Origin of the sequence: Citrobacter sp. Cf118 (assembly GCF_030334095.1) — a bacterium.
Lineage (GTDB): Bacteria > Pseudomonadota > Gammaproteobacteria > Enterobacterales > Enterobacteriaceae > Citrobacter > Citrobacter freundii.
The window spans coordinates 258,574-285,208 of record NZ_JAOWES010000088.1 but is presented as its reverse complement, the minus strand read 5'-3'; the positions used below and the strand labels follow the sequence as shown (position 1 = coordinate 285,208).

Genomic DNA, 26,635 nt, shown 5'->3' with positions numbered 1-26,635 from the left:
CCTCCGAAGTGTACTGCGCGGCAAGCCGATTCCAGCCGCGTCAGTCGAGGTTAAGTTTAGTCGCCAGCAGGCGATCGCGCCCCAGGCGTATTCCTGATGCGAATACGTGCCTGCGGCTGATGGCGAAACCACGGCAGGCAAAGCTGAATGAGCGGTCCGATAGCCAAGGCATACAGCACCGTACCAACCCCCACGGTTCCTCCCAGCAACCAACCGATAAGCAGCACCGACACTTCAATTGCGGTTCGAATTCGTCGTACTGGCCAGCCGGTACGTGCGTGGATACCGGTCATCAGACCATCACGCGGACCGGCGCCAAAACCGGCACCAATGTACAGGCTGGTTGCTAACGCATTCAGGATCACCGCTGACACCAACAGCCCGCTGCGCGCCAGCAGGGATTCAAATCCCGGAATCACCAGCAGCGCGGCATCTGCCGCCAGCCCGATCATAATCACGTTGCTCAACGTGCCAAACCCTGGACGCTGGCGCAGCGGTATCCACGCCAGCAGTACCAACACACCCACGGCAATAATCACCACGCCAATATTCATCGACAATAAATTGGCCACGCCCAGGTGAAACACGTTCCACGGATCGGCCCCTAAATCGGCACGGACAAACATCGCCGTCGACACACCGTACAGCGTCAGCCCGATAAACAGCTGAAGTAAACGACGCAGCATGCTTTTCCCCTCTCACTCTCAGATAACTTTCATCATCACCGCAATTGGCACTATGATTAATGTCCAGTTTTCAAAAAGTGGACTGCTATGTCATCACGCCGTTACGGAAGCCAGTCTTTGCAGCGCCTGCTCGGACACTGGCAGGAAAACCCCTCACGAACGCCCATCTGGCGACAGCTGGCAGAAGCGTTACGTCTGCTGATCCTTGATGGTCGACTGGCACTGGATAGTCGCTTACCCGGCGAACGCGAGCTCGCTGCCGTTCTGCAAGTGAGCCGAACCACCGTCGCCAGCGCCATGGCGCAACTGCGTGAAGAGGGATATCTGGAAAGCCGTCATGGGAGTGGCTCACGGGTGATCCTGCCGGAACACATTCGTCATGTGCCTACACGAACCAGTACCGGTACAGCGCTGGACTTGTCCACGGCGGCGCTGAGTGCCGGTCCCGAAATTCACCATGCTTACCAACAAGCGCTGTTTGCGATGCCGCAGCATTTGCTGAGCTCCGGGTATCTACCGCAGGGACTGGCGGTTTTGCGTGAATCCATCGCCCGGCATTATTGCGAACGCGGACTCCCGACGCAGCCCGATGAGATTATGGTCGTGAACGGCGCGGTCAGTGGCCTGGCGCTGATCCTGCGTTTACTCACCGGCCCAGGCGATCGCGTGGTGGTCGATCATCCCACGTATCCGCTGGCGATTGCCGCGATTCAAGGCGCATCATGTCGTCCCGTCGGTGTGTCGCTGCCCGAACACGGTTGGGATACGGCAGGTCTGGTAGCCACCATCGCGCAAACCGCACCGAGAATGGCCTATCTGATGCCGGACTTTCACAATCCGACCGGGCGTTGCATGGACGCTGCAACTCGCCAGGTCGTGGCAGATATTGCTGAAAGGACCCGCACCACGCTGGTGATTGATGAGACCATGGTGAACCTGTGGTATGACGCCCCGCCACCACCGCCGCTTGCCGCATTCAACCGCGATGCGCCGATCATCCTGCTGGGATCTGCCGGGAAAAGCTTTTGGGGAGGATTACGCCTGGGCTGGATTCGGGCGTCGGCGCGAACCATTGCGGCGCTGGTACAAACTCGCGACACCTTCGATTTAGGCTCCCCGGTGCTTGAACAACTCGCCACCAGCTGGCTGCTGGATAATGCCGCCGACTTTCTTCCTGACAGAAGACGGCTACTCACATCGCAGCGAGAACTGTGCTCGGATCTGATGAACGCACATTTCCCGGAGTGGCAGTTTACCCAGCCACAGGGAGGACTCTCTTTTTGGGTTGAACTGCCCGATACGCTGGCAACGCTATTCGCTACGCGCGCCGAAATCGCAGGCATTCAGTTGGGAACCGGTACGCGTTTCGGTCTTGATGGTGCATTTGACCGCTTTTTGCGTATGCCCTTCACATTACCGGATGACACAACGCGTGCCGCCTTCCGGGTGTTGCAACCCATTTGGGATAACCTGCGTTTACAGGCCAGCAGCGGGAAAATACGTAAAATAATCTAAACGACGAGTCAAAGGACTCGTCCTTGAATGCCGTGATGGACGAGGATGTCCCGTCAAATTACTGCTGAGGAGGAACCGGAAACCCCTTCAGAGAAATCACGAAATTCTCACCGTCTTTCTTAATTTTTGCCCCGGCATCACACCAGTCGGAGGCAATACGGAAGAACTCATCGCTGCCGACGTTCCAGCTCAGACGAACATGTTTCACATAACCGGAACGCAGCATTTCACAGGCTTCGCCATAATTACAGGCGGTTGAGAGCGGTTGTTGTTTCATTTTTTCTTCTTCAGTAGTCTTCGCAATGCTTTGATTTCTTTAGGAGTCAGTGCTTCAACCACGGATTCTTCCGTATGCTGGCTATCGATATCCTCAGCGGAGACTCCCGCCTCTTCAACGGCGGAAAACGCGATCAGCAGTAGTTTTTCCGTCGCGATACTTAAATTTTCACTATGCACTTCGGCGTAATGGCGAAGCTTTTCTTTTAGCGCCTCATCAATTTTGACATTCAGTACAGCGGTCGACATCGTAGAAAATCCTTGTGGTCAGCCAAAACACACCGAATGTAAGACCCTGTCGTTACAGTGCGATGGCGGTGGCAAAAGCATCAAATAACATCCCCGAAACACATTGACAGCATTTGATGACATTAAAATGACAATACGATGACAAAGAAAAGAAGATAGGCAGAAGGAAAATTGCCGGACGGCAGAATTAGGTGGGGGCCCTGCCAGCTAAGCTTGTTCTAATAAAACCTATGTATTTCAATGCACTAAAAAGCGGTGGGGCAATGATTTTGTATCACCAAAAGTATACACTGGCAAGCCGTTTTCTCATGCGACAGACACAAAAAAACCGGGGCTGACCCGGCTTTGTATGGCTTTTGACCAAACTCCATCTAAGCTACATTTTCCACTACCATGTAGGATCGCCCAACCTCTTCAATCAGTGGTTGGAGGTTCGTATTGCTGCCTTTGACTGTAAATAGGTCTTCTGGCTGTTCATCTTTTACGGTTTTTTTAACATAACCATAATACGGACGACTAACCGCAGTCCTTAAAGATACCTCCGTACAAGAAGATAAAGCGACCACATTTTCCCCTGTGTACTTGAACACTGGCGGCTCATAGTTTTTGATCACGCTCCGGCAAGAGTTCACAAATTGTGTGAACGCTTCAATTCTACCTGCCAGAGCCAAACGACGGGCATGTTCGATCTCATCTATCGTGAGATCGGGAGCGGAAATCTGGACCACCTCGTCTTCACGCGACAATCCGTTACACAATTTCAAATGATGATACAGTGCCCTAGAAGCACATCTTAGAACCCTTGTCATGCGTTCCGTGTTCCGTTTGGATGGCTCAGTATTTTTACCTTGAGAAATATTATAATCCCACATCTGCCGATGTACTGTTGGCGTATCGATATGATCCAGTTGTTCTAAGATTGCAAGAATTCGCTCTCCCTTGAACCTTCTTGTCTCTTCTTCCTGCCCCAATGCACCGCAGATACAATCTTCCACAATGCGTGGCAACTCCCCCAAAGAGCCATACCCTCGTAAGAAAATGCGTACAGCTGTATTATCAACCCCTTTTGCTACAGCACCCTTAGTTCTCGCCATATTGTTCTCCTTTTTAAATAGACATAAGTAATCCTCCGCTATCGCTGGTAGCGATCAGGATATGTGGCCTTCCTTTGTGGATGGCATTTGGTTTAAAGTACCGTGTTTACGGTAGCTTGATATGTCTCGCTGTGCGCCAGACGACGTTAACGCTTATACGATAAGAATGACCAACATACGATTGCAGTCGCGCTGACCACCATTCTCGTACAGAGCGATCTAAATCGCTTTTCCACACACATGCTGGCACAGCCAATGATGTAAACATCAGCAAGGAATTTCAGTACCATGATGTAAACACATAGCGGGGTATCAGCTAGGTTACCTGAGTCCACGATTGGAACAGACCACACAGAGACAGGCTATCAGCCTGTTGATGTTGTGGGATGCAACAGAGTGGTAAACGAAGGTTATGGTATGGACAGACAAGTCTGTTCACGTCTGGACAGACCATTACCATTATATCTTCTAAAGTGGCGTAGCCGAGTTGTCACGGAGTGACGTAAGTAAATAACTAAACAACCATCCAGATGACACCAGTCATCCTGCTGTTGGTTTTCACTCTTTTGCTTTTTTGCTTTTGTTTCGACGAGATTATGAGTGTTAGTGTGTATAAATGTCGAAACGAGATACAAGGAGACCGAAGCCCGTATGGGTGATGTTACGTGAGTTTTCATTCCTGGAGAAGGAAGGAAAAGACAGAGTAACGAAGTCTCTTATATTATTGTGGCGTTTTATTCCTATCACCCAGTATGGACGAAAAGGAATGAAGGAATACTATATTGTGGCGTTTTATGGCACATCTTCGCTATCTGATGTGAGCGAACGCCCCTCAAGCCACCCCGAACTTCAACCCGCCATTATCCACTTTCTGAAATCATTGTCAAGCAAAATGCATGCCACTAGTATATCTTTTTACGTTTATATGATAAAATACTTATGTGATGAATGACTTACAGAGAGGTTATTTTGTGCTTTGCCTTTAGACCACCAGCATTTTTTCTGCCATCGGTAGAAGAACGTAAGGAGCTGGTCAGAACCCTGAATGATTTCGGGCTAACGCTAACAACTTCAAGAATCCATCTTCTTCACCACATGAAGCAAACCCAGATCCCGCTTACGGCTTCAGACTTGTCAAAACAAATTGAACTCCCGCTATCAACAACACACAGGACTCTTTCGACGTTCGCTGACTGCGGACTAGTCGATTTCATTGTTGATCGCGCAAGCGTCTGTCGTTGGTATTTTCTTTTCGCAGACCGCCCTAACTTCTGCCCAACTTGCAATCAGACTTACAACGCCGCTCGCTGATACAACCAAATGACCGCATAAAGCGGCTGAGACTGACGCATACAAACAGCGCCAGCGAGCAACCACGCCCCTTTAATACCGATACGGAGTTCCAACATGACTACAAAAAAGAAATCACAGGCCCAGATTTCGCCGGAATTGAAAACTTATCTCGACAACATCGCAGCGAAGTACAAACCAGATCCGGGGGCTCTAAAGCGTCAAATTGATAATGCGGAAGCTCGCTACAGCCGAACACAACAGTTTTCTGACATTCCAGCGCGGCTGGTGGTTAAACTCCAGAGCCTGATCCTAGACGGCTGGCGGTTTTGCCCTTCAGCTAATTCTTCAGTGCTTTCCAATGCTGCGATGATTTCTGTTAAGTTGCAGAAACCGGAGGCCTTGATCGAAGAGGAGTTGAAGACGCTACGCTCCAGAGTCTCCAACGCTTACCACGATCAACTTTTTAAAGCGATGGAGCGTGAGATTGACGAACTGATACATGAAGCAGCACAGGACGCACAACAGAAAGCAGTTCAGCAAGCAGCTGCCGAAGAAGCTGCAATGCGTGACCAGTTGAGGTCTGCCCTCGGTATGGTGAAAGCATGACAGCGCAATGCAGCCAGACCAAGGGGCAAGAGAGCCCCGTTACCGTCATCGACGAAGGCGCATTGAAACGAGCCATTCAGAAAGCAAAGGATATTGCAGACGCTAACCCGGAAAAATACCGTCGGATACATCCAACTTTACAATAACGAAACAAAAGCCATGATCGCGAAGTCCTTCATATAACGCCCCATGCGCCCTCGAAAATCAAAAGCAGCACCTACCATTACCTACACCATAAAACGCGCTCACGATGGCGCATGTTGCGTTTAACAAGGGTTTATCTCTTATACTTTTGGTTAACTTTTAAAAGTAGCTGTTTATTCTCAACTTCGCCAGAGAATTTCCAATCAGAAAATGCTCTTTGTCTGTGAAACAGTCGGGGACTTTCCCGGAACATTTAAACGAAAAAGCTGGTAAATATCGCTTTCATGAGCGCAAAAGCGATAAAAAACCTGTAACTGGTATCTGGAAGTGATTAAATTGTTCTGAATACAACTTGCTCATAGAGGGTCAATTGATGACACACAAAATTTGTCCAGTAACAAACCGCCCAATCAAATTGAATCGCGGTGGGATTAAACATATGCCTCGGTACTGCGTTGTTGATGGTAACCGATATGAGAGCTTTCACCAGTTCGGAACAAGCATATTGAAAAAATCAGTGAGTGAGATTATTGAACTGCGGAACGAGCACTTCATTGAAAAACATAAATCCACAGTCTGCGGTTACACCGTCGAAATGTTTTACAAATGCGACGAACCGAAAAAGCCTTAGGGCGATCATCCTCTCGTGTATTGAGATAGGATTGTGGTATTCACAAAGGGTATACCTGAAATGAAAGGTACATTCGTGAACAATATCATTCACAATGAATAGTAAAAATTGACTCTATGTAGAGTATTCACGTAAAGTTTAATTACATAAACCCAATGTGAAAAGACAATGACTACACACGAAATCACGACCCACGTTTACCTCAGAGCATCCACTGACGACCAGGACGCAACACGCGCCCGTGACACCCTCAATCAGTTTGCACAGCAGCATCAACTTGTGAATGTTGAGCATTACGTTGAAAACTTTTCTGGTGCCAAGCTGGAACGACCGCAACTTACCCGCCTGATTGCCGCAGCGAAGAAAGGTGACTTTTTGCTGGTGGAGTCCATAGACCGCTTAACCCGACTCCCGGCGGCTCAGTACGAAGCCCTCAAGGCTCGCATTGAAAAGCAGGGTTTACGCGTCGTCGTTGTGGATCTGCCTACTTCTCATGATGCATTAAAGTCTGTACCAGGTGACCGCATAATAGAGCTTATCAACGGCCTGATGATGGACATTGCAGCCCACTACGCACACGAAGATTACACCAAGCGCCGCCAGCGTCAGGCACAGGGCATAGCCAAAGCAAAGGCTGAGAATAAGTACAAAGGCAGACCAGCAGATACCAATCTGCGAAGTAAGATTGAGTCGTACTTAACCAAAGGCGGGAACACATATGCGGAGATCGCGAAACTGTGTGATTGTTCCGTTGGCATGGTCGCCAAGGTGAAGAAGATCCTTGAAACCGCCTGACATGTGATGACCACCAGCAACACTCTACTGATATTTGGCAAAGATCGGGGGATACTCTTGCAGCCAGGGAAAAACTGCCTGACCGATCAGACATTGCGCCTGTGATATTTTCGCCGCTGGTTATATATAAGGAGGGGAACTTCGGAAGCCATATCGCCGGGGGCGATGCGGTATCGGGGGATTACTCCCCCTGTGTAGGTCAACTACTCAAGCAAACCACTCAACGGCGCTAACGTCACGTAAATATAATTGTCGTCGCGTTCTTCTATGGTGATGGGCATATCAACGCCGTTACTCAACACCGCTTTCGCTCGATAGTTTTTGTCTGAAACCTTCTTCACGTCCTCCACAACCAGACACTTCACCTCACTCCCCTTGTCTTTGAATATCGAAGTCGTAATCTCACACGCGCTCGCCTTTAGTGCTTCGCTGTTATCCCAAACAACGGCGATGGAGGAGCAACCCAACGAAATTGCAATGTATGCGAAGAACCACGCCCATCGTTTACTCAACTTCTCGCCAGCAGCTTTAACCCTGCCGTAAACGTAAAGAGGGGGAAAAATGAGAATCCCCAGAGCCGAACCGACAAAATGCGGTTCGGATTCGTAGCCAGACTTAACCATCTCTTTTTGGTCGAAAATCACACAGACGATGGCGGTCACATAAAATACTGCGAGAGCAGCCTTATCGTTCATGGTGAGAAAGTAAGTTGTCGGGAACAATAGTGGGATCGCCATGTAGAGGTAGAAGTACAGATCGTTAATTTTCAGTTTGTTAGTGCGCAAGTTCGCAATCCTTTCATGCTGTGGAAGTCAAAATTCGAAGACATAATCCTAACCACTTTAATTAATTAAATCGATCTTATCGATATGTATTTTCGATCGATTAAAATAAAATATCTTCATGCTGAGACTCTGCAATGAGTCGGCAGTGAGAACAACGAGGAGATGTGTTTAGGAGCATAATGTGGTGTTCACATTTTTCTCTTGCGTCCGTAGGTAGCTCTTTACATTGATGAATTTTTATTCTCAGTATGGTATATGTGGGTATTGAGTTAAAAAATGTCACCTTGTTCCATTTTTGGGAACAATGGTTGACATTATCGATGATGAACATTATTATGTTCCCAGATTAGGAACAAAGTGTATGGCTATGCGGCTACTCGGAAGAGATAAGTTGGAAGAACTTAAGCGCTATGAGCCTTCCAGTAAAAACTGGATTGATGCGTGGTCAACAGAGCTAAGCTTAAGCAATTGGAAATCAAAGGAAGAAGTGAAAAAGCACTTTCCCAAAGTAGAGAATATTGGTGATCAAATCTTTGTTTTTAAGGTGGATTGCTGTGCTTCTTATGTTGAAACGATCATTGATTTCAATCGGTTGTTGGTTTTTGTTACCTCTGTGAAGGGTAATGATAATGGATATTAGAGTAATTAGAACAGATAGGCAGCATCAGGAGTATTTGGAACGTATACATTCGTTATTGGTTATGATGCCGTCTCCTGGAACTGATGAAAATGAAGAGTTAGAGTTACTTATCACACTTGTAGAAGCATACGAGAACTCTAAATATCCTATAGAGCCACCAGACCCAATCGATGCTATTACGTTCCGTATGCACGAGAAAGGGTTAAAGCAAGTTGATCTTGTACCCTATTTGGGAACAAGAAGTAGAGTTTCTGAAATTTTGTCAAGGAAAAGACCTTTGACCGTTCCGATGATAAAAGCTCTTTCAATCGGACTTGGCATTTCTACTGATACGTTGATAGGTATAAATGCTGATCAGAACAAAACAGGTGATGATAATGTTGACTGGTCTAAGTTTCCGATAAAAGAGATGATTGGAAGGGGATGGATTTCTGAAGCTAGTGATACGATTAAAAAATCCACAGAAGAACTCATTAAAGGATTTATTAATCAAATTGGCTGGCAAACAGGTAATGTCGCATTTAAGAGAACCCTTTCTGGGGATGCGTATTCTCCTTCAACAAAATATGCACTTTATGCATGGGTTAGTAGAGTCGTTCAGAGAGCACGTGAACGTAAAAATCTGCTTGGGAACTTTGACCCAGCAATTTTTTCTACAAGCTTCTTGAGGGATTTGGCACAACTAAGCTGGTTTGAAACAGGCCCCTTACTTGCTCTTGAATTTCTTGAAAAACATGGAATAGCCGTTGTTATCGAACCAAGCTTAAAAGGCACTCGTATAGACGGAGCAGCATTAAAGGATATTGACGGCATGCCGATTGTTGGTTTGACATTGAGACATGACCGTCTCGATAATTTTTGGTTCACACTACTCCATGAAGTTGCTCATATATGGAAACACGTTCATTCTGAAGAGACATTTTTAGATGATATTGATGCTACTTCTGACGATAGGCAGGAATCTGAAGCAAATCGGCTTGCTAGGGAAGCATTTATACCTAGGGCGGTCTGGAAGAGAAGTGATGCATACTCTTCTCCGTCTAAAGAAACCATCGATTGTCTTTCTAGGGAACTGAAGATTAATCCGGCAATCATTGCTGGAAGAATAAGACGTGAAAGTGGTAACTACCGCCTGTTTGCTGATCTCATAGGGCAAGGCGAAGTAAGTAGAATATTAAACGCTTCAAACATGAATTGAAACCTCAGGAGAACTGAACCATGTACCCTACATACGTGCCGATCCTAAGAGCAAAAGCTGGTGAGTTTGAAGCATTGAAAAGACTGAAACCTGCTTACTCGCAAAAAATTTGGCCATTTTTTGAAATTCCCCAATTAACTGAGAACGATAAGAAATCTAAGGCCTTAAGCGGCTCATCTCAGATGAAAAAGGATTTTCTTACTAAGATTGCGGATGGAATCAATAACGCGAATTCATCATCATCAATATTTTTCGACTTTTTTGATTGGAAAGCAGATAGCTACATTGAAACAGGTGAGCATGTTTTGAGCTACATGTACAGAGCCTTAGCCTCAAGTGGATCACTTGTACATCCAGTTATAGGATTCGACCGTTGGGATATCCTAGACTATCAAAATGCATTGAAAGGATTAGTTGTACCCGAAGGGACAATGTACTGTTTACGTATTGATTCTACATCTATAGATGATGCGTACGACGTAGATTATTTTACAGATACGATTCATGAGATTCTGGATTCGCTTGGGCTTTCCGGTGCTGAAGTGATGGTAATGTTTGATTTTGGTGATGTTACTCATAAGTCTATTGTATCAATGCATGCCGATATGCAGCATCTCATTACCGCCGTTGATGAGTTTGGCTTTGCTACTATCATGATAGCGGGTTGCTCGTTCCCAATAATCATAAATGATGCAGTAAAGGAAGTGGATTCAACAGACCTCGTTGAACGTAAGGAAATGCATGTTTGGAAGGCAATCTATTCTGATATGAAATCACCATTTCTTTTTGCTGATTATGGTATTCGAAATCCCAAAGGTGCTGATGGTGTAAAAGCAATTCATGCTAACGGGAAAATTAGGTATACCATTGAAAACAAATATTTTGTTGCAAGGGGTCACTCTAAGCAAAAGGGTAATAAAGGGGCGCAAATGTATGACCTGGCAAGAGTCATTGTCAAATCTCCTTACTATTTAGGGGCTGGCTTTAGTTGGGGGGATGAGAGAATTGAGGCTTGCAGCAGAGAGGAAATTAAGGGTGGCCCGACCCAGTGGATTAGCTACGATACCAACCATCATATGAGTTTTGTTGTTGAGGAAGTCTCAGAGTTTCAACGCAGTCGTATTACGCCAAGAATTGTTACCGCATAAATCATCTTAAAATTATGGTAGCGTACTGTAAACAGAATGGCTGGGCTTTGTCCCGGCCTTTCTTTTGTCTGTTAACCTGCTTTATCTGCCACACAAACTGAGATACAGTCTGCGACACAAGACAACTTCAGCGCCATAGATGCCTGACGTACAGATGAACGAAGCCGCCTTATCGATCAGCTTTACACATAAAAAAACCCTGCTTCAGCAGGGCTTATAATCTTGTCGATTCCTCACACCAATCGAAAATTAATGATTGTCCTTACGAGATGACGCATAATCACTGATTAAAAAATCATCATATTTTGCAGGCAAAAGTGCCACCTCCCCCCACCCTAACTGGGGTGTCATATAACCCATGCCGACCTCATCTACTCGACTATAAAAAACGGTTATCCTCCCACGATTTTTATCATTAAAAAATCCTCTCCCTTCAGCGGTATCATTAGTGATACGTACTCTGAAATCCCTAAATGATGTTCCTTGGTTGATCTTTAACCAGACATTACTATGGCCTGTAAACGTCTCAATTTTCCAAAACGTACCAAAAAAGAATGCTGGATCAGGAGAACCCTCAGTTATGTCATTGATTTCTTTTAGTGAGTCACAAAATCTGTAGCGCTTTGCTTTACCATCTGCGCCAACAAGGTAAATCTCACGGTAATAATTATGATCGAAATTAACGCATAAAGACTGGACACTAGTTACTTGGCTCGGAACCTTGAAAGACTCACCATGATGGCGGGAAATAGGCAATGAAACCTCTTTGCCATTTTTTCTCTCAAAATGAGAATCGACAGGTACCTCACTGCCCTCAGAATCGATCCTTGGATTGTTATCAGGACGAGACTCGAGAAAACCGCTTATGACTATAAGCTCTTCATCTTCAACGGCTTTTTTTGCATCCTCTTGAGATGCGTATTTTTTGTACTGAATGGGGCCACATCTCAAACTACAGAAAGGCGCATTATCATCTTTAAGGTGTTTGTAATAGGCCGGAACTTCATTCGTAGTCATGCCCTTGTCAGGATCGGCAGGCACTCGAGTTATATGTTCATAGCAAGAAGGACAAAAAATATATCCTTTCATAGACAGTGAATAAGCAAGCGGCTCGACAGTATTCCTTTTGAGGGCGAGAAGCGTATGCTCGCCTTTAATCCAATCAGGATCGTAGTATGCATAAGCGATTCTACGAGTTGGCATAATTATCCTACCCCCATCAATAGTGCATTAGCATGATTTCCAGACTATCACTTTTGGAAACCTCGCTAAAACAACACGGATCACAAAACCTCTATATTTAAAGGGGTTATGATTGGCACTCAAGATTTTCGAAGCGTATTTATCCCCTTTGGAACCAGCGTGAATTTGCTTATCCAGATAACTTTAGAGTACCTCAATTAACTCGACGAGCGTCCTGACAGCAATCCCCTTCCCGTATCGGTTGTACGTGATCGTTGCGTTCGAGTGTCCGAGCACCTGCGAAGCGAATTGTTCAGGGAAGCCATTCTGTTTAAATGTTGTGGCGGCATAGTGGCGCAGTGAATGATATTCAGGCAGGCTATGCTTGCCTCTGAACCTCGTAAACCAACGGCTGAAATAGTGACCATAGCTCCCAAGATGCAATGTTAGCTCAGGGAACAGATGGCCTTTTCTTTCTTTGATAAAATCAAGTAGACCAAGTGTCAGCAGTTGCGAATTGATCGGAACGAATCGGCGCGAACTGTCCGTTTTAAGCGTCTGATTCGGATTCAAGTTATCAACACGGAAGCACCAAACTCCGTCAACTTTCATCACGTCATTGTGGTAAAGCTGGCAGATCTCATTCTGCCTCATCCCCGAATAGCGACCAATCAGAATGATCCACCGTTTCCAATCCTTCACGCCATGTAAAGCAATGTGCAATCGTTTCAGATCGTTGAGCGTGTATGCTGGACGGCGATCCATTGGTGCGGTTATTTCCTTAACACCCATTCCCTCAAATGGGTTTCGAATCTCATCATCCGTGCGAGTTGCAAGCCATTTGAAAAACGCCGAGTTCTTTTTGATGTAACGGTTTCTGGTGGATGCTGAACCTTCAAGGCCATCAACAAACGCCGCCGCGCTTCGTTTGCTGAAAGGCTCTTTTGTAGAATTCAGATATGCATTTACGCACCTATTGATCGTCAGTATTTCCCGTTCACCAACCTCTCCTGTTTTAGCCTTGGTATACTTATCAAGCTCGCTCTTCAGGCTCTTGAAAGGCTTTTTCTGTTGTGGTTGTTGGAAGGAAGCAGACGGGGTTGCAGTGTGTGCCGGGATGGACTGCGGAACGCAGTGGAAAGGTTGTGAGGTGATATATTTCTCCACACGGAGCAAAGCTTCACGCTTGGAACGTGTGCGAAGAGAAATACGAATTTCACGGCGTTTCCGAGGTGTCAGGTAGACCCTACGGTAGTACCAGATCCCGTGACGGGAAAGCATCAGATGCGACATTGATTAGCGTCCTAAGTGATACACGAAAGTTGTATCACCGCCGTTTCAATGCACGAAAAAAGAGGGTTACATGATGGATATCATGCACTTAGCAGAAATGGGTGGGGGCCCTGCCAGCTACATCCCGGCACACACGTCATCTGCCTTGGCTGCTTCCTTCCGGACCTGACCTGGTAAACAGAGTAGTGTTGCGGGAGAACCAACAGAGCCCCCATTGAGAGCGTTGTTAACCAACGCGCAGGCGCATTATCACTGCTGCACCCTGTAATTGCAACCCATCCAGCATCGGATGCTGTTTTCTTGTGCAATGCGGCTTCACTCCTTCGCCGTTCAGCATTATGCTGGAGGATTAGCGCAGGAATAAATGATGGATATACAAGACACTTTCCCCCAACGCGTCTGGCAAATCGTCGCGTCAATCCCCGAAGGTTTCGTCACCACCTATGGCGATGTTGCCAGGCTTGCCGGTTCGCCGCGTGCTGCGCGCCAGGTAGGCGGCGTGCTTAAGCGTCTCCCCGAAGGCAGCACTTTGCCCTGGCATCGGGTGGTTAATCGTCATGGTGCCATTTCGCTGACAGGCCCCGACCTGCAACGGCAGCGTCAGGCGTTGCTGGCTGAAGGAATAGTGGTTTCAGGAAGCGGACAGATCGATTTACAGCGCTATCGCTGGGTGTACTAACCCTCTCTGGGCGGAGAGGGTTACGACTGCCTTAGTACTGTGTGGGAGCAGGGACGGCAGAAGACGGATTCACCTGGGTTGGTGACGTTGACGGCACCGTGGTGGCAGCCCCACCGCTCGCCTGAACCGGTACTGCCGTTTGCTGTACAGGGACCAGCGTCAGGTCAGCGTTTGTCCCCCCCTGATTAATGACCGTCTGCACGGTATCAGTAATGAAGACCAGTTTGTCATTAACCGTAATTGCCGCACTTAGCAGAATACGGGCGTTAGGTTGAATATCAGCCGGGTTAAACGGTAATACGAAGCTGAATGGCGCCTGTTTACCCTCAGTACGGACCGCTTTTTGCGACAGCACTTTTGACGGTGCATCGGCCAGTGAAGCATCTGACAGCGTTACGGTCAGCACCGCATCAGGTGGCAAGGCCACTTTCTGGCGGATCCATACTGTACCGGAGACATTAGGCTGCTGAATTTTAGACTGTGTGTCAGCAATTGACGTATTAGGGCTTGGCGCAGGTGTCTGAATATCCGCGCTTTTATCGGCGCAGGCTGCCAGAGCGACCGCAACCGCTAAACCACTTACCATGTGCACGAGTTTCATTAAATTCTCCTTTTCATCTATGCACCAGCGAGAACTTTCCTCGCCAGAAGAGTGGTTAACAAAAACATAACGTGATTAAGTGTGGCACAAGACAGCTGTTTTTGCTTGTAATAGGCCTTTAATTCAGACAATTGCACCCATCGGACCACTTTCAAAATTGCGTTATACTCTGCCTATCTCGCTGCGAGATCGATATAACCTGGAGAGCACGTATGAGTCTGGCGCTGAAAAATTTGCTGACATTGTTAAATCTGGAAAAAATTGAAGAAGGACTCTTTCGGGGCCAAAGTGAAGACTTAGGGTTACGTCAGGTTTTTGGGGGACAGGTTGTCGGTCAGGCGCTGTATGCCGCAAAGGAAACCGTACCAGAAGAGCGTCTGGTCCACTCCTTTCACAGCTACTTTTTACGCCCCGGCGATAGCCAAAAGCCGATCATCTATGATGTAGAAGTCCTGCGTGATGGTAACAGCTTCAGCGCGCGCCGCGTTGCCGCAATCCAGAATGGTAAACCTATTTTTTACATGACAGCCTCTTTCCAGGCGCCGGAAGACGGATTTGAACATCAGAAAACCATGCCGGATGCGCCGAGTCCCGATGAGCTTAAATCAGAAACAGAAATTGCCCGCTCAGTGGCGCATTTGCTGCCGCCGCTGTTGAAAGAAAAATTTATCAACGATCGTCCATTGGAAGTGCGCCCGGTTGAATTTCATAACCCCTTAAAAGGTCACGTCGCACCTCCGACGCGCCAGGTTTGGATCCGCGCAAACGGCGAGCTGCAGGACGATCTGCGCGTCCATCAATATCTGCTGGGTTATGCTTCAGATCTGAACTTCCTGCCTGTTGCGCTGCAGCCGTACGGAATTGGTTTTCTGGAAAAAGGGATTCAGATCGCCACCATTGACCACTCCATGTGGTTCCACCGTCCGTTCAATATCAATGAGTGGTTGTTGTATAACGTCGAGAGTACTTCGGCCTCCGGTGCCCGGGGTTTTGTACGCGGGGAGTTTTATACGCAGGACGGCGTGCTGGTCGCCTCTACCGTGCAGGAAGGGGTAATGCGTAATCGTAATTGAGAATTACCGGATGGCGGCGCAAAAGCGTTGCCATCCGGCAGATTGAAACATCAAGCGTTGTAAGCGTTCTCGCCGTGGCTGTTCACATCCAGACCTTCGCGTTCCTGCTCTTCCGGTACACGCAGACCCACCGTCATATCCGCCAGCTTATAGCCAATGAAAGCCACCACACCGGACCAGACGATGGTAATCGCCACGCTTTCCAGTTGCACCAGCAGCTGATGCCCCATGGTCACGCCCTCGGCAAAGCCCACGCCGCCCAGAGAGCTGGCAGCGAACACCCCGGTCAGGATGCAGCCGACAATGCCGCACACGCCGTGCACGCCAAACACATCACACGGATCGTCCACGCGCAGAATACGCTTCAGCATGGTCACACCCCACAGGCCAGCCAGTCCCGCAACGACACCAATAATCAGCGCGCCGCCGACACCAATATAACCACATGCCGGTGTTACCCCCACCAGACCCGCAATAGCGCCAGAACACGCGCCCAGCAGGGACGGTTTGCCACGCAGCGCCCATTCACCGAAGATCCATCCGAGGATGGCTGCGGCGGTGGCAACCACGGTATTGACGAAGGCCAGTGCGGCAATCTCATTCGCCGTTCCCGCTGAACCGGCGTTAAAGCCAAACCAACCAATATAGAGAATAGCGGTACCGGTGAAGACCATCGGCAGGTTATGCGGTTTAAAGGCTTCTTTGCCAAAACCGACGCGTTTGCCAATCAGATACGCCCCAACCAGACCGGCAATCGCCGCGTTGATATGCACGACTGTTCCGCCGGCAAAATCCAACGCACCGTGGGAAGCCAGCAAGCCGCCGCCCCAGACCATATGGGCAATGGGGATGTACGACAACGTTAACCATACCACTACAAAAATCAGCACCGCAGAGAAGCGAATACGTTCAGCCAGCGCCCCAACAATCAGCCCAACGGTGATGCAGGCGAAAGAACCCTGAAAAGCAACGTGAATGTACTGGTAGAAGCTCCCCGTGACCGCCGTCAGCGCGATGTTCTTCAGCAATACCCAGTTGAAGTTGCCGAAGAAATTATTCCCTTCGCCAAAGGCCAGCGAGTAGCCATAAACCACCCATAGAATACAAACCAGAGCGAATGTCACCGTCACCTGAGTCAGCATCGACAGCACGTTCTTACCGCGAATCAAACCGCCGTAGAACAACGCAATGCCAGGGATAGTCATAAACAGCACCAGCGCGGTACAGATCATCATAAAAGCGTTATCTGCTTTATCCGCAACCGCCGGTGCCGCCATTGCCAGTCCCGGCAGTAGCGCCAGTGAAGCAATACCTGTTTTCATCGTTGCTATCTTCATTTTTTGGTTTCCTATCACTGTGTGCCAGAAGTTACAGTGCGGCTTCGTCGGCTTCGCCGGTACGAATACGAATCACACGTTGCAGCTCGGCGACGAAGATTTTGCCGTCGCCAATTTTTCCGGTGTATGCCGCTTTACTGATGACATCAATCACGCCATCCAGTTGGTCGTCGGCAATCGCCACATCAATCTTCACCTTTGGCAGAAAATTGACGCTATATTCAGCCCCACGGTACAGCTCAGCATGACCTTTCTGTCGGCCAAAGCCCTTCACTTCGGTGACGGTCAGCCCCTGAATACCAATAGACGATAGTGCTTCACGGACGTCTTCCAGTTTGAACGGTTTGATTACCACGGTAACCAGCTTCATAGATCCCCTCCAGTCAGAATTCAGTAGTGGCTGCAGATACACGAGAGGAATATTGCAAGGGGTGTGCCAGGAATGAAAAACGCGGAATAATTCAGGCTTGCAGGGTATTGCCGGGGGAGAAAAAGAAAAAACGCACTATGACGGTGCATAGTGCGTTACATTTTTGCACCAGATTGTTGATTGCCGGATGGCGGCGTAAACGCCTTAGCCGGCCTACAAAATCGCGTTGACCGTAGGCCTGATAAGCGCAGCGCCATCAGGCGATAACCGAATCCTCATGTGCGCTGGCCGCCAGCTCTTCACCCGCCAGTTGCAGCTGATACATCTGCCAGTAACGGCCTTGCGCCGCCAGTAGTTGCTGGTGCGTACCACGCTCAACCGCCTGCCCGCGATGCAGCACCAGAATGGTATCCGCATCGACAATTGTCGATAACCGATGTGCAATCACCACCAGCGTGGTGTGTTCACGCACCGCCGCCAGCGCGTGCTGAATGGCCTGTTCAGTACCGGAATCAATACTGGCCGTGGCTTCATCGAGAATCAGTACCTGCGGCGTTTCCACCAATACCCGCGCCAGCGCCAGCAGCTGTTTCTGCCCAACGGAGAGATTATTGCCCTGCTCGCCCAGCCGGGTATGGATCCCCTCGCTCAGCCCCCGCGCCAGTGCTGCCAGTTGCACAGTCTCCAGAGCCTGCCATACCCGCTCTTCTGAGATATCACGACCCAGCGTGACGTTTGCCAGAAAGGTATCCGCCATCACCACCGGATCCTGCTGCACCATCGCGATGCCCTGACGTAACGCACTGTGGCTCAGAGAAGACAGCGGACGTCCGTCAAGGCGGATTTCGCCCTGCGTCAACGGGTAGTAACCCATCAGCAGACTGGCCAGCGTACTTTTGCCGCTACCGGTGTGTCCGACCAAGGCTACGAAGCTGCGCGAAGGCACGGACAGACTGATGTTTTGCAGCACCAGATTGTCGTCACGATAGGCAAATGAAACGTTATCCACCTCAATGTCCCCGCTCTTCAGCGGTCGATCATCGTCACCATAGCGCTGACGAGGCCCGTCCATCAGTTCGAACACTCGCTCGCCGGCGACAACCGCCTGCTGCAGCATGGATTGCTGGGTGGTCAGCTCGATCAGCGGCTCGTTCAAACGGCCGAGGTAGCTGATAAACGCGTACAGCACGCCAACCTCAATGGAGCTGCCAGAGGTAAAGCTGAACAGCATCAGCAAACCGCAGAGGATCAGCGCCGAGAAAAGGCTCAGCAGCGGGCGCAGCAAAAAGCCATCCAGTCGCAGGGTTTGCATACGCGCCATATAGTGCGAGCGGCTGGCCTCCCCCATTCTCTCGCCAAATCGCGCCTGCTGGCGGAACTGCTGGATAACGCTCATGCCGTTGATGACTTCGTTAAAGCCATCGTTAATATCCGCCAGATAAGCGCGCACCCGACGCACAATCGGGGTGCTGTAGCGTTGATAAATCACCATCACCACCATCACCGCCGGGAAAATGGCCATCGCCACCAGCGCCATACGCCACTCGAGGCTGAACATCGCCACCAGCATGGCACCGATTAAGGCCGCGCTGCGCAGGACCGTTGCGACCACCGTCACGTACAGGTCGCGAATAACTTCGGTGTCATTGGTCACACGTGAGATAAGCTGCCCGACGGGCTGAGTATCAAAGGCGCTGAGCGGCTGGCGCAGCGCAGCGTCCATTACGTCAGTGCGTAACTGTTGTACGACGCCAACCGCCGCCTGGTTAAACAACAACGACTGCGCGTAATGCAGGCCTGCCGCCAGCAGTTGCAGACCGACATAGGCCGCAACCAGCCCGACAACCATCGCCAACGGCAGATTGTTCTTCGCCACCATGTTATCGATAAAATAGCTAATCAACAGCGGACCGCTGACTTCCGCCGCAGCCGCCACCCACAGCATAACTACCGCAATCGCCAGCTGTTTTCGCCATGGTGAACCATACGCCAGCAATCTTTTCAGGGTCGGCCATAGTTGCCCAAAACTACGCATTAGCCGCCTCCTCGTTTATTTCTGGCGCATCAGACAGCGCCGCTTCCAGTTGCTGATAGCGGTACATATCGCGATACCAGCCGGGCTGTTGCACTAAAGATTCATGCTCACCGCGCTGGGCAATATGCCCATGCTGCATCACGATAATCTCGTTGGCTTCCGTCAGAGCCGATAAACGGTGGGCGCTGATAATCACGGTTCTGCCTTCGCCCCACTGACGCAGGTTATGCAGGATCTGATGCTCGGTACGACCATCTACCGCCGACAACGCATCATCCAGAATCAGGATTTCAGCGTTCAGCAGTAGCGCCCGGGCGATAGAAATACGCTGTTTTTGTCCACCAGACAGCATCACCCCGCGTTCGCCCACTTCGGTGTCATAGCCCTGAGGAAGACGTAAAATATCCTCATGAACGCTGGCAAGGCGCGCCACATGCTCGATCTCTGCCTGGGTGGCCTGCGGGCGTCCTAAGGCGATGTTATTGCCGACGGTATCGGAAAACAGGAATGGCGTCTGGCTGACAACCGCCAGCCGGCTGCGCCAGCTATCCAGCTGTAAGCGCGTTAATGGGATATCATGAAAGCGTACATCGCCTTGGGTGATATCAAAATGACGCTGGATCAGCGACAGCACCGTACTTTTCCCCGCGCCGGTCGGACCACAGATGCCCAGCATCTGCCCTGGTTTAAGCTGAAAATTCACATTTTCCAGCGCCGGGTGGGTGGTTTGCGGGTAACAAAATTCGCGAATCGCTACCGCCAGCTCGCCGCGTCCTTCCGGCACCAGTTCAGTACCGTCATCCACTACCGGCGCTTCTGCCAGCATGGCGCGAATTCGGCTATACGCGGCGCTGCCGCGCTCGACGATGTTAAACATCCATGCCAGCGCCAGCATCGGCCAAATCATCAGACCGAGATACATCATAAAGCTGGTGAGCTGGCCGAGCGTCAGCGAACCGTGAACCACCATCCAGCTTCCCCCGGCAATCGCCAGCAGGTTAGCCATTCCAATGGCGATATAAATCGTGGGATCAAAGCGGGCGTCAATGCGCGCCACGCGCAGGTTTTTCTTACCTGTATCTTCAGCATCAGCGGCAAATAATGCCGACTGCCGATCCTCCAGACCAAAGGCCTTGATCATACGAATACTGGTCAGGCTTTCCTGAGTACGATCGTTGAGGCTGGAAAACGCCGCCTGCGCCAGCTTAAAGCGGTTATGGAGTCGATCACCGTAACGTTTGATCATTATCGCCATCACCGGCATCGGCAGCAGCGCAATCAACGTAAGTTGCCAGCTTATCTGCGTTGACATCACGATCAGCACCGCACATCCCATGACCAGCGAATCTACCAGCGTCAGTACGCCTTCCCCGGCGGCGAATACCACGCGGTCAACATCGTTAGTTGCACGCGCCATCAGATCGCCCGTGCGGTGACGCAGATAAAACTCTGGATGCTGACGACTCAACTGACGGTAATAATCTTCCCGCAGCTCAACCGCCAGTTGGTAGGATGCGCCAAACAGCAGCACGCGCCAGACATAGCGCAGTAAATAAACCACCACGGCGATCAGAGCAATGGTTCCCACCCACATCAGCAGCCGCTCGGTGGTGAAGCGTTGTATCGTTACGCCATCCACAATGATCCCCACCACTTTCGGCGGAATAAGCTGAAGGATAGCGATGATGATAAGCAGGGCCACCGCCCCGAGGTAGCGACGCCACTCCCGGCGGAAGTACCAGCTTAATTGAGCAAATAATCGCACGCGTTATGTCCTGACAAAATTTCCGGCAATAAGCACCGGGAGAATTATTCAATAGGGAGAGCAGTTGTGTATTTAATCTGTTCCATGGCAAAGCTGGAGGTGACGTCAGACAGGCCCGGTACGCTGTTCACCAGGCGCTTATAAAATTCATCGTAGCTTTTCATATCAGCGACCTGCACTCGCATCAGGTAATCATACTCCCCTGCCATACGCCAGAACCCCAGAACCTCGGGCATTCCGGTCACTTCAGTGACAAAGCGGCAATACCATTCGCTGCTGTGATGCTGAGTTTTGATCAGCACAAACGCGGTTAAGCCCAGCCCCAGTTTTTCCGGATCCAGCAAGGCGACTCTACCCAGCAGAACACCGTCATCCTCGAGCCGTTTGAGGCGTTTCCAACAGGGAGTGGTAGTCAGATTAACGGCATCTGCTAACGCCTGCAAAGAAAGGGTGCAGTCCTGTTGCAGTAAGCCAAGCAGCTTACGGTCAATTTTGTCTAGCATATCCACTCCACAGAGAAGAATTTTCTACTTACATTCTATTTTAAAGGCTAAATGGCAACAATTTTTTCCGTGCTTTTCGCTATTCTGGGCACAAAATGACAAACGGATATCTATTAATGATGAATAGCTCCTGGGTTAAAAACGCCATCAATGAAATCAACGCGGATTATCAGCGTTCTGCAGATACGCATCTCATTCGTCTGTCGCTACCGGCGTTTCCGGGCATTCAGATCTATTTAAAAGATGAGAGCACGCATCCGACCGGGAGCCTGAAGCATCGTCTGGCGCGCTCACTGTTTCTGTACGGATTGTGCAATGGCTGGATCAAAGAAGGCACCACCATCATTGAATCATCGTCCGGTTCAACGGCGGTATCTGAGGCTTATTTCGCTCGACTGTTAGGGCTGCCTTTTATTGCTGTCATGCCTTCCTGTACAGCAAAACGTAAAGTTGAACAGATTGAATTTTACGGCGGTCGCTGTCATTTCGTGCAAAGCGCCTGCGAAATCTACGCGGCCTCTGAACAATTGGCGCGTGAGCTGAACGGTCATTACATGGACCAGTTCACTTATGCTGAGCGCGCCACCGACTGGCGTGGCAATAATAATATTGCCGACAGCATCTTTCGTCAGATGCAGTGCGAGCCCAACCCCGTTCCCCGCCATATCGTGATGAGCGCCGGCACCGGCGGCACCTCAGCAACCATTGGCCGCTATATCCGCTGTCAGGGCTACGATACTCGCCTGATGGTAGTGGATCCGGAGAATTCGGTTTTTATGCCCTTCTGGCAGGATCGCGATGCGACATTGCGCAGCCCGGTAGGAAGCAAAATTGAAGGTATCGGGCGTCCACGCGTAGAACCCTCTTTCATTCCTGATGTGGTCGATGAAATGCTGCGCGTGCCAGATGCCGCCAGCGTGGCTACCGCGCACTGGCTGGAAACGCAGTTGGGTCGTAAAGTCGGTGCCTCAACCGGCACCAACATGTGGGGAACGCTGCAACTTGCCGCGCGCATGCGCAACGCCAGAGAAACCGGTTCACTGGTGACGCTGCTCTGCGACAGCGGTGAACGCTATCTGGAAACCTACTACAACCCGCAATGGGTTGACGCGCACATCGGTGATTTAACGCCGTGGAAAGCGGAACTTGCCCAGTTGCTGAATACACACTAAGCAGACAAAAAAAAGCCAGACGCGAAGTCTGGCTTGCTGGAAGGGATCTCTCATTCGGGGGAATAAGGTAGATGCGGATTGTCCAGCCAATGCGTCAAAAAGTGTGACACCGCCTGATTACGGCAATGTCCAATCACCGATAAATGAGGCAGTTCAGCCATCAGTTGCGGCATTGCGTTACCCATAATCAGGCCGCGCCCAACGCTGCCTAACATTTCGCGATCGTTCATAGCATCGCCAAACGCCATACACTCGGACATTGAATATCCTAAGTGGTCACTCAACACCGCCAGTGCGGATCCTTTGTTACAGCCCAGCGGTAGTACCTCAAGGCAATCAACCGCGGAGAAACAGAGATTCGCCTGTTCTCCCAGCGCTTCATTCAGTTGAATGCGCAACTGGATCAGAGACTCATGATCGCCGCAGAAACAGATCTTCGTTACCTGATGAGCCGGAATACGTTTCACATCGACGATCTGGTAGCGAAATCCGCTATACACATGCGCCTGTAGCAGCGAGGGGATCTCTTGTCCGGTAAACCAACCGTTGTCATTAAAGACATGCATGCTGGCGGTGGTATCCCATTTCTGATGTAACACGATATCCGCAACATTCGGATCCAGATCCTGACGGTGCAACACATCGCCCTCAAGAGAGTGAATGCGCGTGCCGTTACCGGTGATCAAAAAGGCGTCCAGTGAGATAGAACCCAAAATGTGGCGCATTTCCAGCACATGGCGGCCAGTGGCAAATGTCAGAGTGATATCGCGTTCACGCAAGCGCGCCAGCGTTGAAAGCGTTTCGTCACCTAAATGGTGATTCGGCATCAACAGGGTGCCATCCATATCAAATGCAGCCAGACGAGCCATTTCTTTCTCCACACTGTGACGCGGTTAACTTGTGATTCAGTATCACCTGAGATATACGGAAGTAATAGTGAATATATAAAATGAATTGTTCCGGGTTTATTACAGAAAATCATTCAAGTTGCATCAAGGCGGCAAGTGAATGAACGCCCAGGAGCATACATTTCAGTATGTGACTGGGGTGAATAAACGCAGCCAACAAAGAGGCAGCTTGAAGGATGAAGTGTATATGAGATTGTTGAATCGCCTGAACCAATACCAACGCCTGTGGCAGCCTTCGAACGGCGAACCGCAGTCGGTGACCGTCGGGGAACTGGCCGAACGCTGTTTTTGCAGTGAGCGCCACGTGCGTACCCTGCTGAAGCAAGCGCAGGATGCTGGCTGGCTGGAGTGGCACGCCCAGTCTGGGCGTGGGAAACGCGGGCAATTACGCTTTTTGGTGACGCCGGATTCCCTGCGCAACACCATGATGGAACAGGCGCTGCAAAAGGGAGAACAGCTTAGCGTGCTGGAACTGGCTCAGTTAGCACCGGGAGAATTAAGAACGTTGCTACAGCCGTTTATGGGCGGCCAATGGCAAAACGACACGCCAACCCTGCGTATCCCCTATTACCGCCCGCTTGACCCTTTGCACCCTGGATTTCTCCCCGGTCGCGCGGAGCAACACCTTGCTGGACAAGTTTTCTCTGGCCTGACCCGATTTGACAGCACTACGCAACGTCCCTGTGGAGACTTAGCCCACCACTGGAATATCTCCGCTGACGGCCTGCGCTGGGATTTCTATATTCGTTCCACCCTGCATTGGCATAACGGCGATACGGTAAGCAGCACGCAACTACATCAACAGTTGCTGAAGCTGTTAGAATTACCTGCGCTGAATAAGCTGTTTATCAGCGTAAAGCGCATTGAAGTGACGCATCCCCAGTGTCTGACCTTTATTCTGCATCGTCCCGACTTCTGGCTGGCGCACCGTCTGGCGAGCTACAGCAGTCACCTGGCGCATCCTGAGCACCCGTTTGTGGGTACCGGCCCGTTCCGGTTGACACTGTTTACTCCTGAGCTGGTGCGTATCGAGAGTCACGATCACTACCATCTGAGTCATCCGCTGCTAAAAGCCATTGAATACTGGATAACCCCGCAGCTCTTCTCCCAGGATTTGGGCACCAGCTGCCGCCATCCGGTGCAAATTGCGATTGGTAAACCCGAAGAGTTACCTATGCTAAGCCAGGTAAGCAGTGGGATCAGCCTGGGTTTTTGCTATCTCACGCTAAGAAAAAGCGCGCGCCTGAATACGCGGCAGGCTCGTCGACTGGTCGATATTATCCACCGTTCTTCCCTACTACAAACGCTTGAAGTGGATGAAAATCTGATCACGCCAAGCAATGCACTGCTGCCCGGATGGAGTATCCCGCAATGGGATGAACTCGACGAGGTGGCATTACCGGAAAAGCTGACGCTGGCTTATCATCTACCGGTAGAACTTCACGCTATGGCTGAACAGCTTTGCCATGCGTTGGCTCTGCTCGGCTGTGAATTAACGCTTATTTTTCATAATGCTAAAAACTGGGATGGCAATCATCCCCTAGCCCAGGCCGACCTGATGATGGGCGACAGGCTGATTGGTGAAGCACCTGAATATACTCTCGAACAGTGGTTGCGCTGCGATCAGCTCTGGTCACATGTATTGAATGCACCAGCATACACACATTTGCAAACGACCCTGGATGCCCTACAAATCCAGGCCGATGAGGACGATCGCCACGCGGCTTTACAACAAGTTTTCGCCACGCTAATGCATGACGCTACCCTGACGCCTCTGTTCAATTATCACTATCGCATCAGCGCGCCACCAGGGGTGAACGGCGTACGCCTGAATCCTCGTGGCTGGTTTGAGTTTACCGAAGCCTGGCTGCCACCTCCTTCAGCGTGAAGAAGCTGGTCGGCGACACGCCCAGGCGCTACCATAAGGGCTTCGTTATTTTGTCAGGAAAAGCCATGAAACGTGCCGTTGTTGTATTCAGTGGAGGTCAGGACTCCACGACTTGTCTGGCGCAAGCGCTGCATCAGTATGATGAAGTGCACTGCGTGACCTTTGATTATGGTCAGCGCCATCGCGCTGAGATTGATGTCGCACGTGACCTGGCCTTAAAACTTGGCGCACGCGCGCACAAAGTGCTTGATGTCACGCTGCTCAGTGAACTGGCTGTCAGCAGCCTGACCCGCGATAATATTCCGGTACCCGATTACGAACCGGATGCGAACGGCATTCCCAATACCTTTGTGCCAGGACGCAATATTCTGTTCTTAACGCTGGCAGCAATTTACGCGTACCAGGTGCAGGCAGAGGCGGTCATTACCGGCGTTTGTGAAACGGATTTCTCTGGATACCCGGACTGTCGCGATGAGTTCGTCAAAGCCCTGAACCATGCCGTAAACCTGGGGATGGCGAAAGATATTCGCTTTGAAACCCCACTGATGTGGATCGATAAAGCCGAAACCTGGGCGCTGGCTGATTACTGGGGCAAGCTGGACCTGGTACGCGAAGAAACACTAACCTGCTATAACGGCATCAAAGGTGACGGTTGCGGTCACTGTGCGGCGTGTAATCTGCGTGCCAACGGCCTGAACCATTATCTGGCGGATAAACCGGCAGTGATGGCGGCAATGAAGCAGAAAACCGGCCTGAAATAATTGAGTGA

At 50.1% G+C, this 26,635-nt stretch carries 26 protein-coding genes, 1 other RNA gene and 1 pseudogene; 13 read left to right on the top strand and 15 right to left on the bottom strand.

The window, feature by feature from the left end:
* Nucleotides 1-56 precede the first annotated feature (56 nt).
* Nucleotides 57-686, bottom strand: a complete 630-nt coding sequence (yczE, locus tag OGX67_RS21515; protein WP_003021707.1) for a membrane protein YczE — start codon at nt 684-686, stop codon at nt 57-59.
* An 87-nt stretch (nt 687-773) separates the two neighbouring features.
* Here yczE and yczR point away from each other — a divergent pair, with 87 nt between their 5' ends.
* Nucleotides 774-2,201, top strand: a complete 1,428-nt coding sequence (yczR, locus tag OGX67_RS21510) for a MocR-like transcription factor YczR (protein WP_071696872.1) — start codon at nt 774-776, stop codon at nt 2,199-2,201.
* Nucleotides 2,202-2,259: 58 nt separating this feature from the next.
* On the opposite strand, the gene OGX67_RS21505 is transcribed toward yczR, so the two are convergent.
* From OGX67_RS21505 to OGX67_RS21495, 3 genes are all read right to left on the bottom strand, one after another.
* The gene (locus tag OGX67_RS21505) at nt 2,260-2,478 is read right to left on the bottom strand and encodes a hypothetical protein (RefSeq protein ID WP_003831030.1); all 219 of its coding nucleotides are present in this window, start codon (nt 2,476-2,478) and stop codon (nt 2,260-2,262) included.
* Nucleotides 2,475-2,726, bottom strand: coding sequence for a hypothetical protein (locus tag OGX67_RS21500; RefSeq protein ID WP_003021699.1), 252 nt, complete (start codon nt 2,724-2,726; stop codon nt 2,475-2,477). The genes OGX67_RS21505 and OGX67_RS21500 overlap by 4 nt, the downstream gene beginning before the upstream one ends.
* Nucleotides 2,727-3,097: 371 nt before the next feature.
* A complete protein-coding gene (locus OGX67_RS21495) occupies nt 3,098-3,820 on the bottom strand; it encodes a hypothetical protein (protein WP_061547909.1) in 723 nt (240 codons plus the stop codon).
* Between the two features lie 948 nt (nt 3,821-4,768).
* On the opposite strand from OGX67_RS21495, the gene OGX67_RS26890 reads away from it, so the two are divergent.
* The 4 genes from OGX67_RS26890 (at nt 4,769) to OGX67_RS21480 (ending at nt 7,289) form a co-directional block, all read left to right on the top strand.
* Nucleotides 4,769-5,131: a helix-turn-helix domain-containing protein gene (locus tag OGX67_RS26890; protein WP_080296601.1), complete on the top strand. Its 363-nt coding sequence runs from the start codon at nt 4,769-4,771 to the stop codon at nt 5,129-5,131.
* Between the two features lie 96 nt (nt 5,132-5,227).
* Nucleotides 5,228-5,719, top strand: coding sequence for a hypothetical protein (locus tag OGX67_RS21490; protein ID WP_162648391.1), 492 nt, complete (start codon nt 5,228-5,230; stop codon nt 5,717-5,719).
* Entirely contained in the window at nt 5,716-5,865 is a 150-nt protein-coding gene (locus tag OGX67_RS21485; RefSeq protein ID WP_203237410.1) for a hypothetical protein, read from the top strand. Before OGX67_RS21490 ends, OGX67_RS21485 begins: the two co-directional genes overlap by 4 nt.
* A gap of 797 nt (nt 5,866-6,662) precedes the next feature.
* Nucleotides 6,663-7,289 (top strand): recombinase family protein, encoded by a 627-nt coding sequence (locus OGX67_RS21480; RefSeq protein WP_061547912.1) that lies wholly within the window; start codon nt 6,663-6,665, stop codon nt 7,287-7,289.
* A gap of 203 nt (nt 7,290-7,492) precedes the next feature.
* Here the strand turns inward: OGX67_RS21480 and OGX67_RS21475 are convergent, their stop codons facing one another.
* Nucleotides 7,493-8,074, bottom strand: coding sequence for a hypothetical protein (locus OGX67_RS21475; RefSeq protein WP_156485345.1), 582 nt, complete (start codon nt 8,072-8,074; stop codon nt 7,493-7,495).
* A gap of 304 nt (nt 8,075-8,378) precedes the next feature.
* On the opposite strand from OGX67_RS21475, the gene OGX67_RS21470 reads away from it, so the two are divergent.
* From OGX67_RS21470 to OGX67_RS21460, 3 genes are read left to right on the top strand one after another with little or no spacing between them, the layout of a single operon-like run.
* Nucleotides 8,379-8,714 carry a type II toxin-antitoxin system HigB family toxin gene (locus OGX67_RS21470; RefSeq protein WP_231877185.1) on the top strand — a complete coding sequence of 112 codons (336 nt, stop codon included), beginning with the start codon at nt 8,379-8,381 and terminating at the stop codon, nt 8,712-8,714.
* The gene (locus OGX67_RS21465) at nt 8,704-9,912 is read left to right on the top strand and encodes an ImmA/IrrE family metallo-endopeptidase (RefSeq protein WP_040236485.1); all 1,209 of its coding nucleotides are present in this window, start codon (nt 8,704-8,706) and stop codon (nt 9,910-9,912) included. Before OGX67_RS21470 ends, OGX67_RS21465 begins: the two co-directional genes overlap by 11 nt.
* A gap of 20 nt (nt 9,913-9,932) precedes the next feature.
* Entirely contained in the window at nt 9,933-11,060 is a 1,128-nt protein-coding gene (locus OGX67_RS21460; RefSeq protein ID WP_061547913.1) for a beta family protein, read from the top strand.
* A 249-nt stretch (nt 11,061-11,309) separates the two neighbouring features.
* Here OGX67_RS21460 and OGX67_RS21455 read toward each other — a convergent pair whose 3' ends face one another.
* The 3 genes from OGX67_RS21455 to ffs all read right to left on the bottom strand — a co-directional run bounded on the left by OGX67_RS21455 (nt 11,310) and on the right by ffs (nt 13,740).
* Nucleotides 11,310-12,263, bottom strand: coding sequence for a hypothetical protein (locus OGX67_RS21455; protein WP_003021675.1), 954 nt, complete (start codon nt 12,261-12,263; stop codon nt 11,310-11,312).
* 183 nt (nt 12,264-12,446) lie between these two features.
* Nucleotides 12,447-13,535 (bottom strand): site-specific integrase, encoded by a 1,089-nt coding sequence (locus OGX67_RS21450; protein WP_061547929.1) that lies wholly within the window; start codon nt 13,533-13,535, stop codon nt 12,447-12,449.
* Between the two features lie 108 nt (nt 13,536-13,643).
* Nucleotides 13,644-13,740, bottom strand: an RNA gene (gene ffs / locus OGX67_RS21445) — signal recognition particle sRNA small type.
* A gap of 84 nt (nt 13,741-13,824) precedes the next feature.
* Here ffs and OGX67_RS21440 point away from each other — a divergent pair.
* Nucleotides 13,825-14,214 (top strand): annotated as a pseudogene (locus OGX67_RS21440) (MGMT family protein).
* A gap of 31 nt (nt 14,215-14,245) precedes the next feature.
* Here the strand turns inward: OGX67_RS21440 and OGX67_RS21435 are convergent.
* Nucleotides 14,246-14,815: a YbaY family lipoprotein gene (locus OGX67_RS21435; protein ID WP_286527185.1), complete on the bottom strand. Its 570-nt coding sequence runs from the start codon at nt 14,813-14,815 to the stop codon at nt 14,246-14,248.
* A gap of 212 nt (nt 14,816-15,027) precedes the next feature.
* Between OGX67_RS21435 and tesB the strand changes: the two genes are divergently transcribed.
* Complete coding sequence (tesB, locus tag OGX67_RS21430; protein WP_003021663.1) at nt 15,028-15,888, top strand: acyl-CoA thioesterase II; 861 nt, start codon at nt 15,028-15,030, stop codon at nt 15,886-15,888.
* Between the two features lie 50 nt (nt 15,889-15,938).
* Here the strand turns inward: tesB and amtB are convergent, their stop codons facing one another.
* The 5 genes from amtB to OGX67_RS21405 all read right to left on the bottom strand — a co-directional run bounded on the left by amtB (nt 15,939) and on the right by OGX67_RS21405 (nt 21,898).
* Complete coding sequence (gene amtB, locus OGX67_RS21425; RefSeq protein WP_121539794.1) at nt 15,939-17,225, bottom strand: ammonium transporter AmtB; 1,287 nt, start codon at nt 17,223-17,225, stop codon at nt 15,939-15,941.
* Between the two features lie 31 nt (nt 17,226-17,256).
* A complete protein-coding gene (gene glnK, locus OGX67_RS21420; protein ID WP_003021657.1) occupies nt 17,257-17,595 on the bottom strand; it encodes a P-II family nitrogen regulator in 339 nt (112 codons plus the stop codon).
* 256 nt (nt 17,596-17,851) lie between these two features.
* Complete coding sequence (locus tag OGX67_RS21415; protein ID WP_003021654.1) at nt 17,852-19,630, bottom strand: SmdB family multidrug efflux ABC transporter permease/ATP-binding protein; 1,779 nt, start codon at nt 19,628-19,630, stop codon at nt 17,852-17,854.
* A complete protein-coding gene (locus OGX67_RS21410; RefSeq protein ID WP_257651689.1) occupies nt 19,623-21,395 on the bottom strand; it encodes a SmdA family multidrug ABC transporter permease/ATP-binding protein in 1,773 nt (590 codons plus the stop codon). Before OGX67_RS21410 ends, OGX67_RS21415 begins: the two co-directional genes overlap by 8 nt.
* A gap of 44 nt (nt 21,396-21,439) precedes the next feature.
* Nucleotides 21,440-21,898 carry an Lrp/AsnC family transcriptional regulator gene (locus OGX67_RS21405; RefSeq protein ID WP_003021649.1) on the bottom strand — a complete coding sequence of 153 codons (459 nt, stop codon included), beginning with the start codon at nt 21,896-21,898 and terminating at the stop codon, nt 21,440-21,442.
* Between the two features lie 116 nt (nt 21,899-22,014).
* On the opposite strand from OGX67_RS21405, the gene OGX67_RS21400 reads away from it, so the two are divergent.
* Nucleotides 22,015-23,070, top strand: a complete 1,056-nt coding sequence (locus OGX67_RS21400; RefSeq protein WP_220133005.1) for a PLP-dependent cysteine synthase family protein — start codon at nt 22,015-22,017, stop codon at nt 23,068-23,070.
* 50 nt (nt 23,071-23,120) lie between these two features.
* Here OGX67_RS21400 and cof read toward each other — a convergent pair whose 3' ends face one another.
* The gene (gene cof / locus OGX67_RS21395; RefSeq protein WP_003021643.1) at nt 23,121-23,939 is read right to left on the bottom strand and encodes an HMP-PP phosphatase; all 819 of its coding nucleotides are present in this window, start codon (nt 23,937-23,939) and stop codon (nt 23,121-23,123) included.
* Nucleotides 23,940-24,165: 226 nt separating this feature from the next.
* Here cof and OGX67_RS21390 point away from each other — a divergent pair, with 226 nt between their 5' ends.
* Nucleotides 24,166-25,866, top strand: a complete 1,701-nt coding sequence (locus tag OGX67_RS21390) for an SgrR family transcriptional regulator (RefSeq protein WP_257651691.1) — start codon at nt 24,166-24,168, stop codon at nt 25,864-25,866.
* Between the two features lie 65 nt (nt 25,867-25,931).
* Complete coding sequence (gene queC, locus OGX67_RS21385; protein WP_204583979.1) at nt 25,932-26,627, top strand: 7-cyano-7-deazaguanine synthase QueC; 696 nt, start codon at nt 25,932-25,934, stop codon at nt 26,625-26,627.
* Nucleotides 26,628-26,635 lie beyond the last annotated feature (8 nt).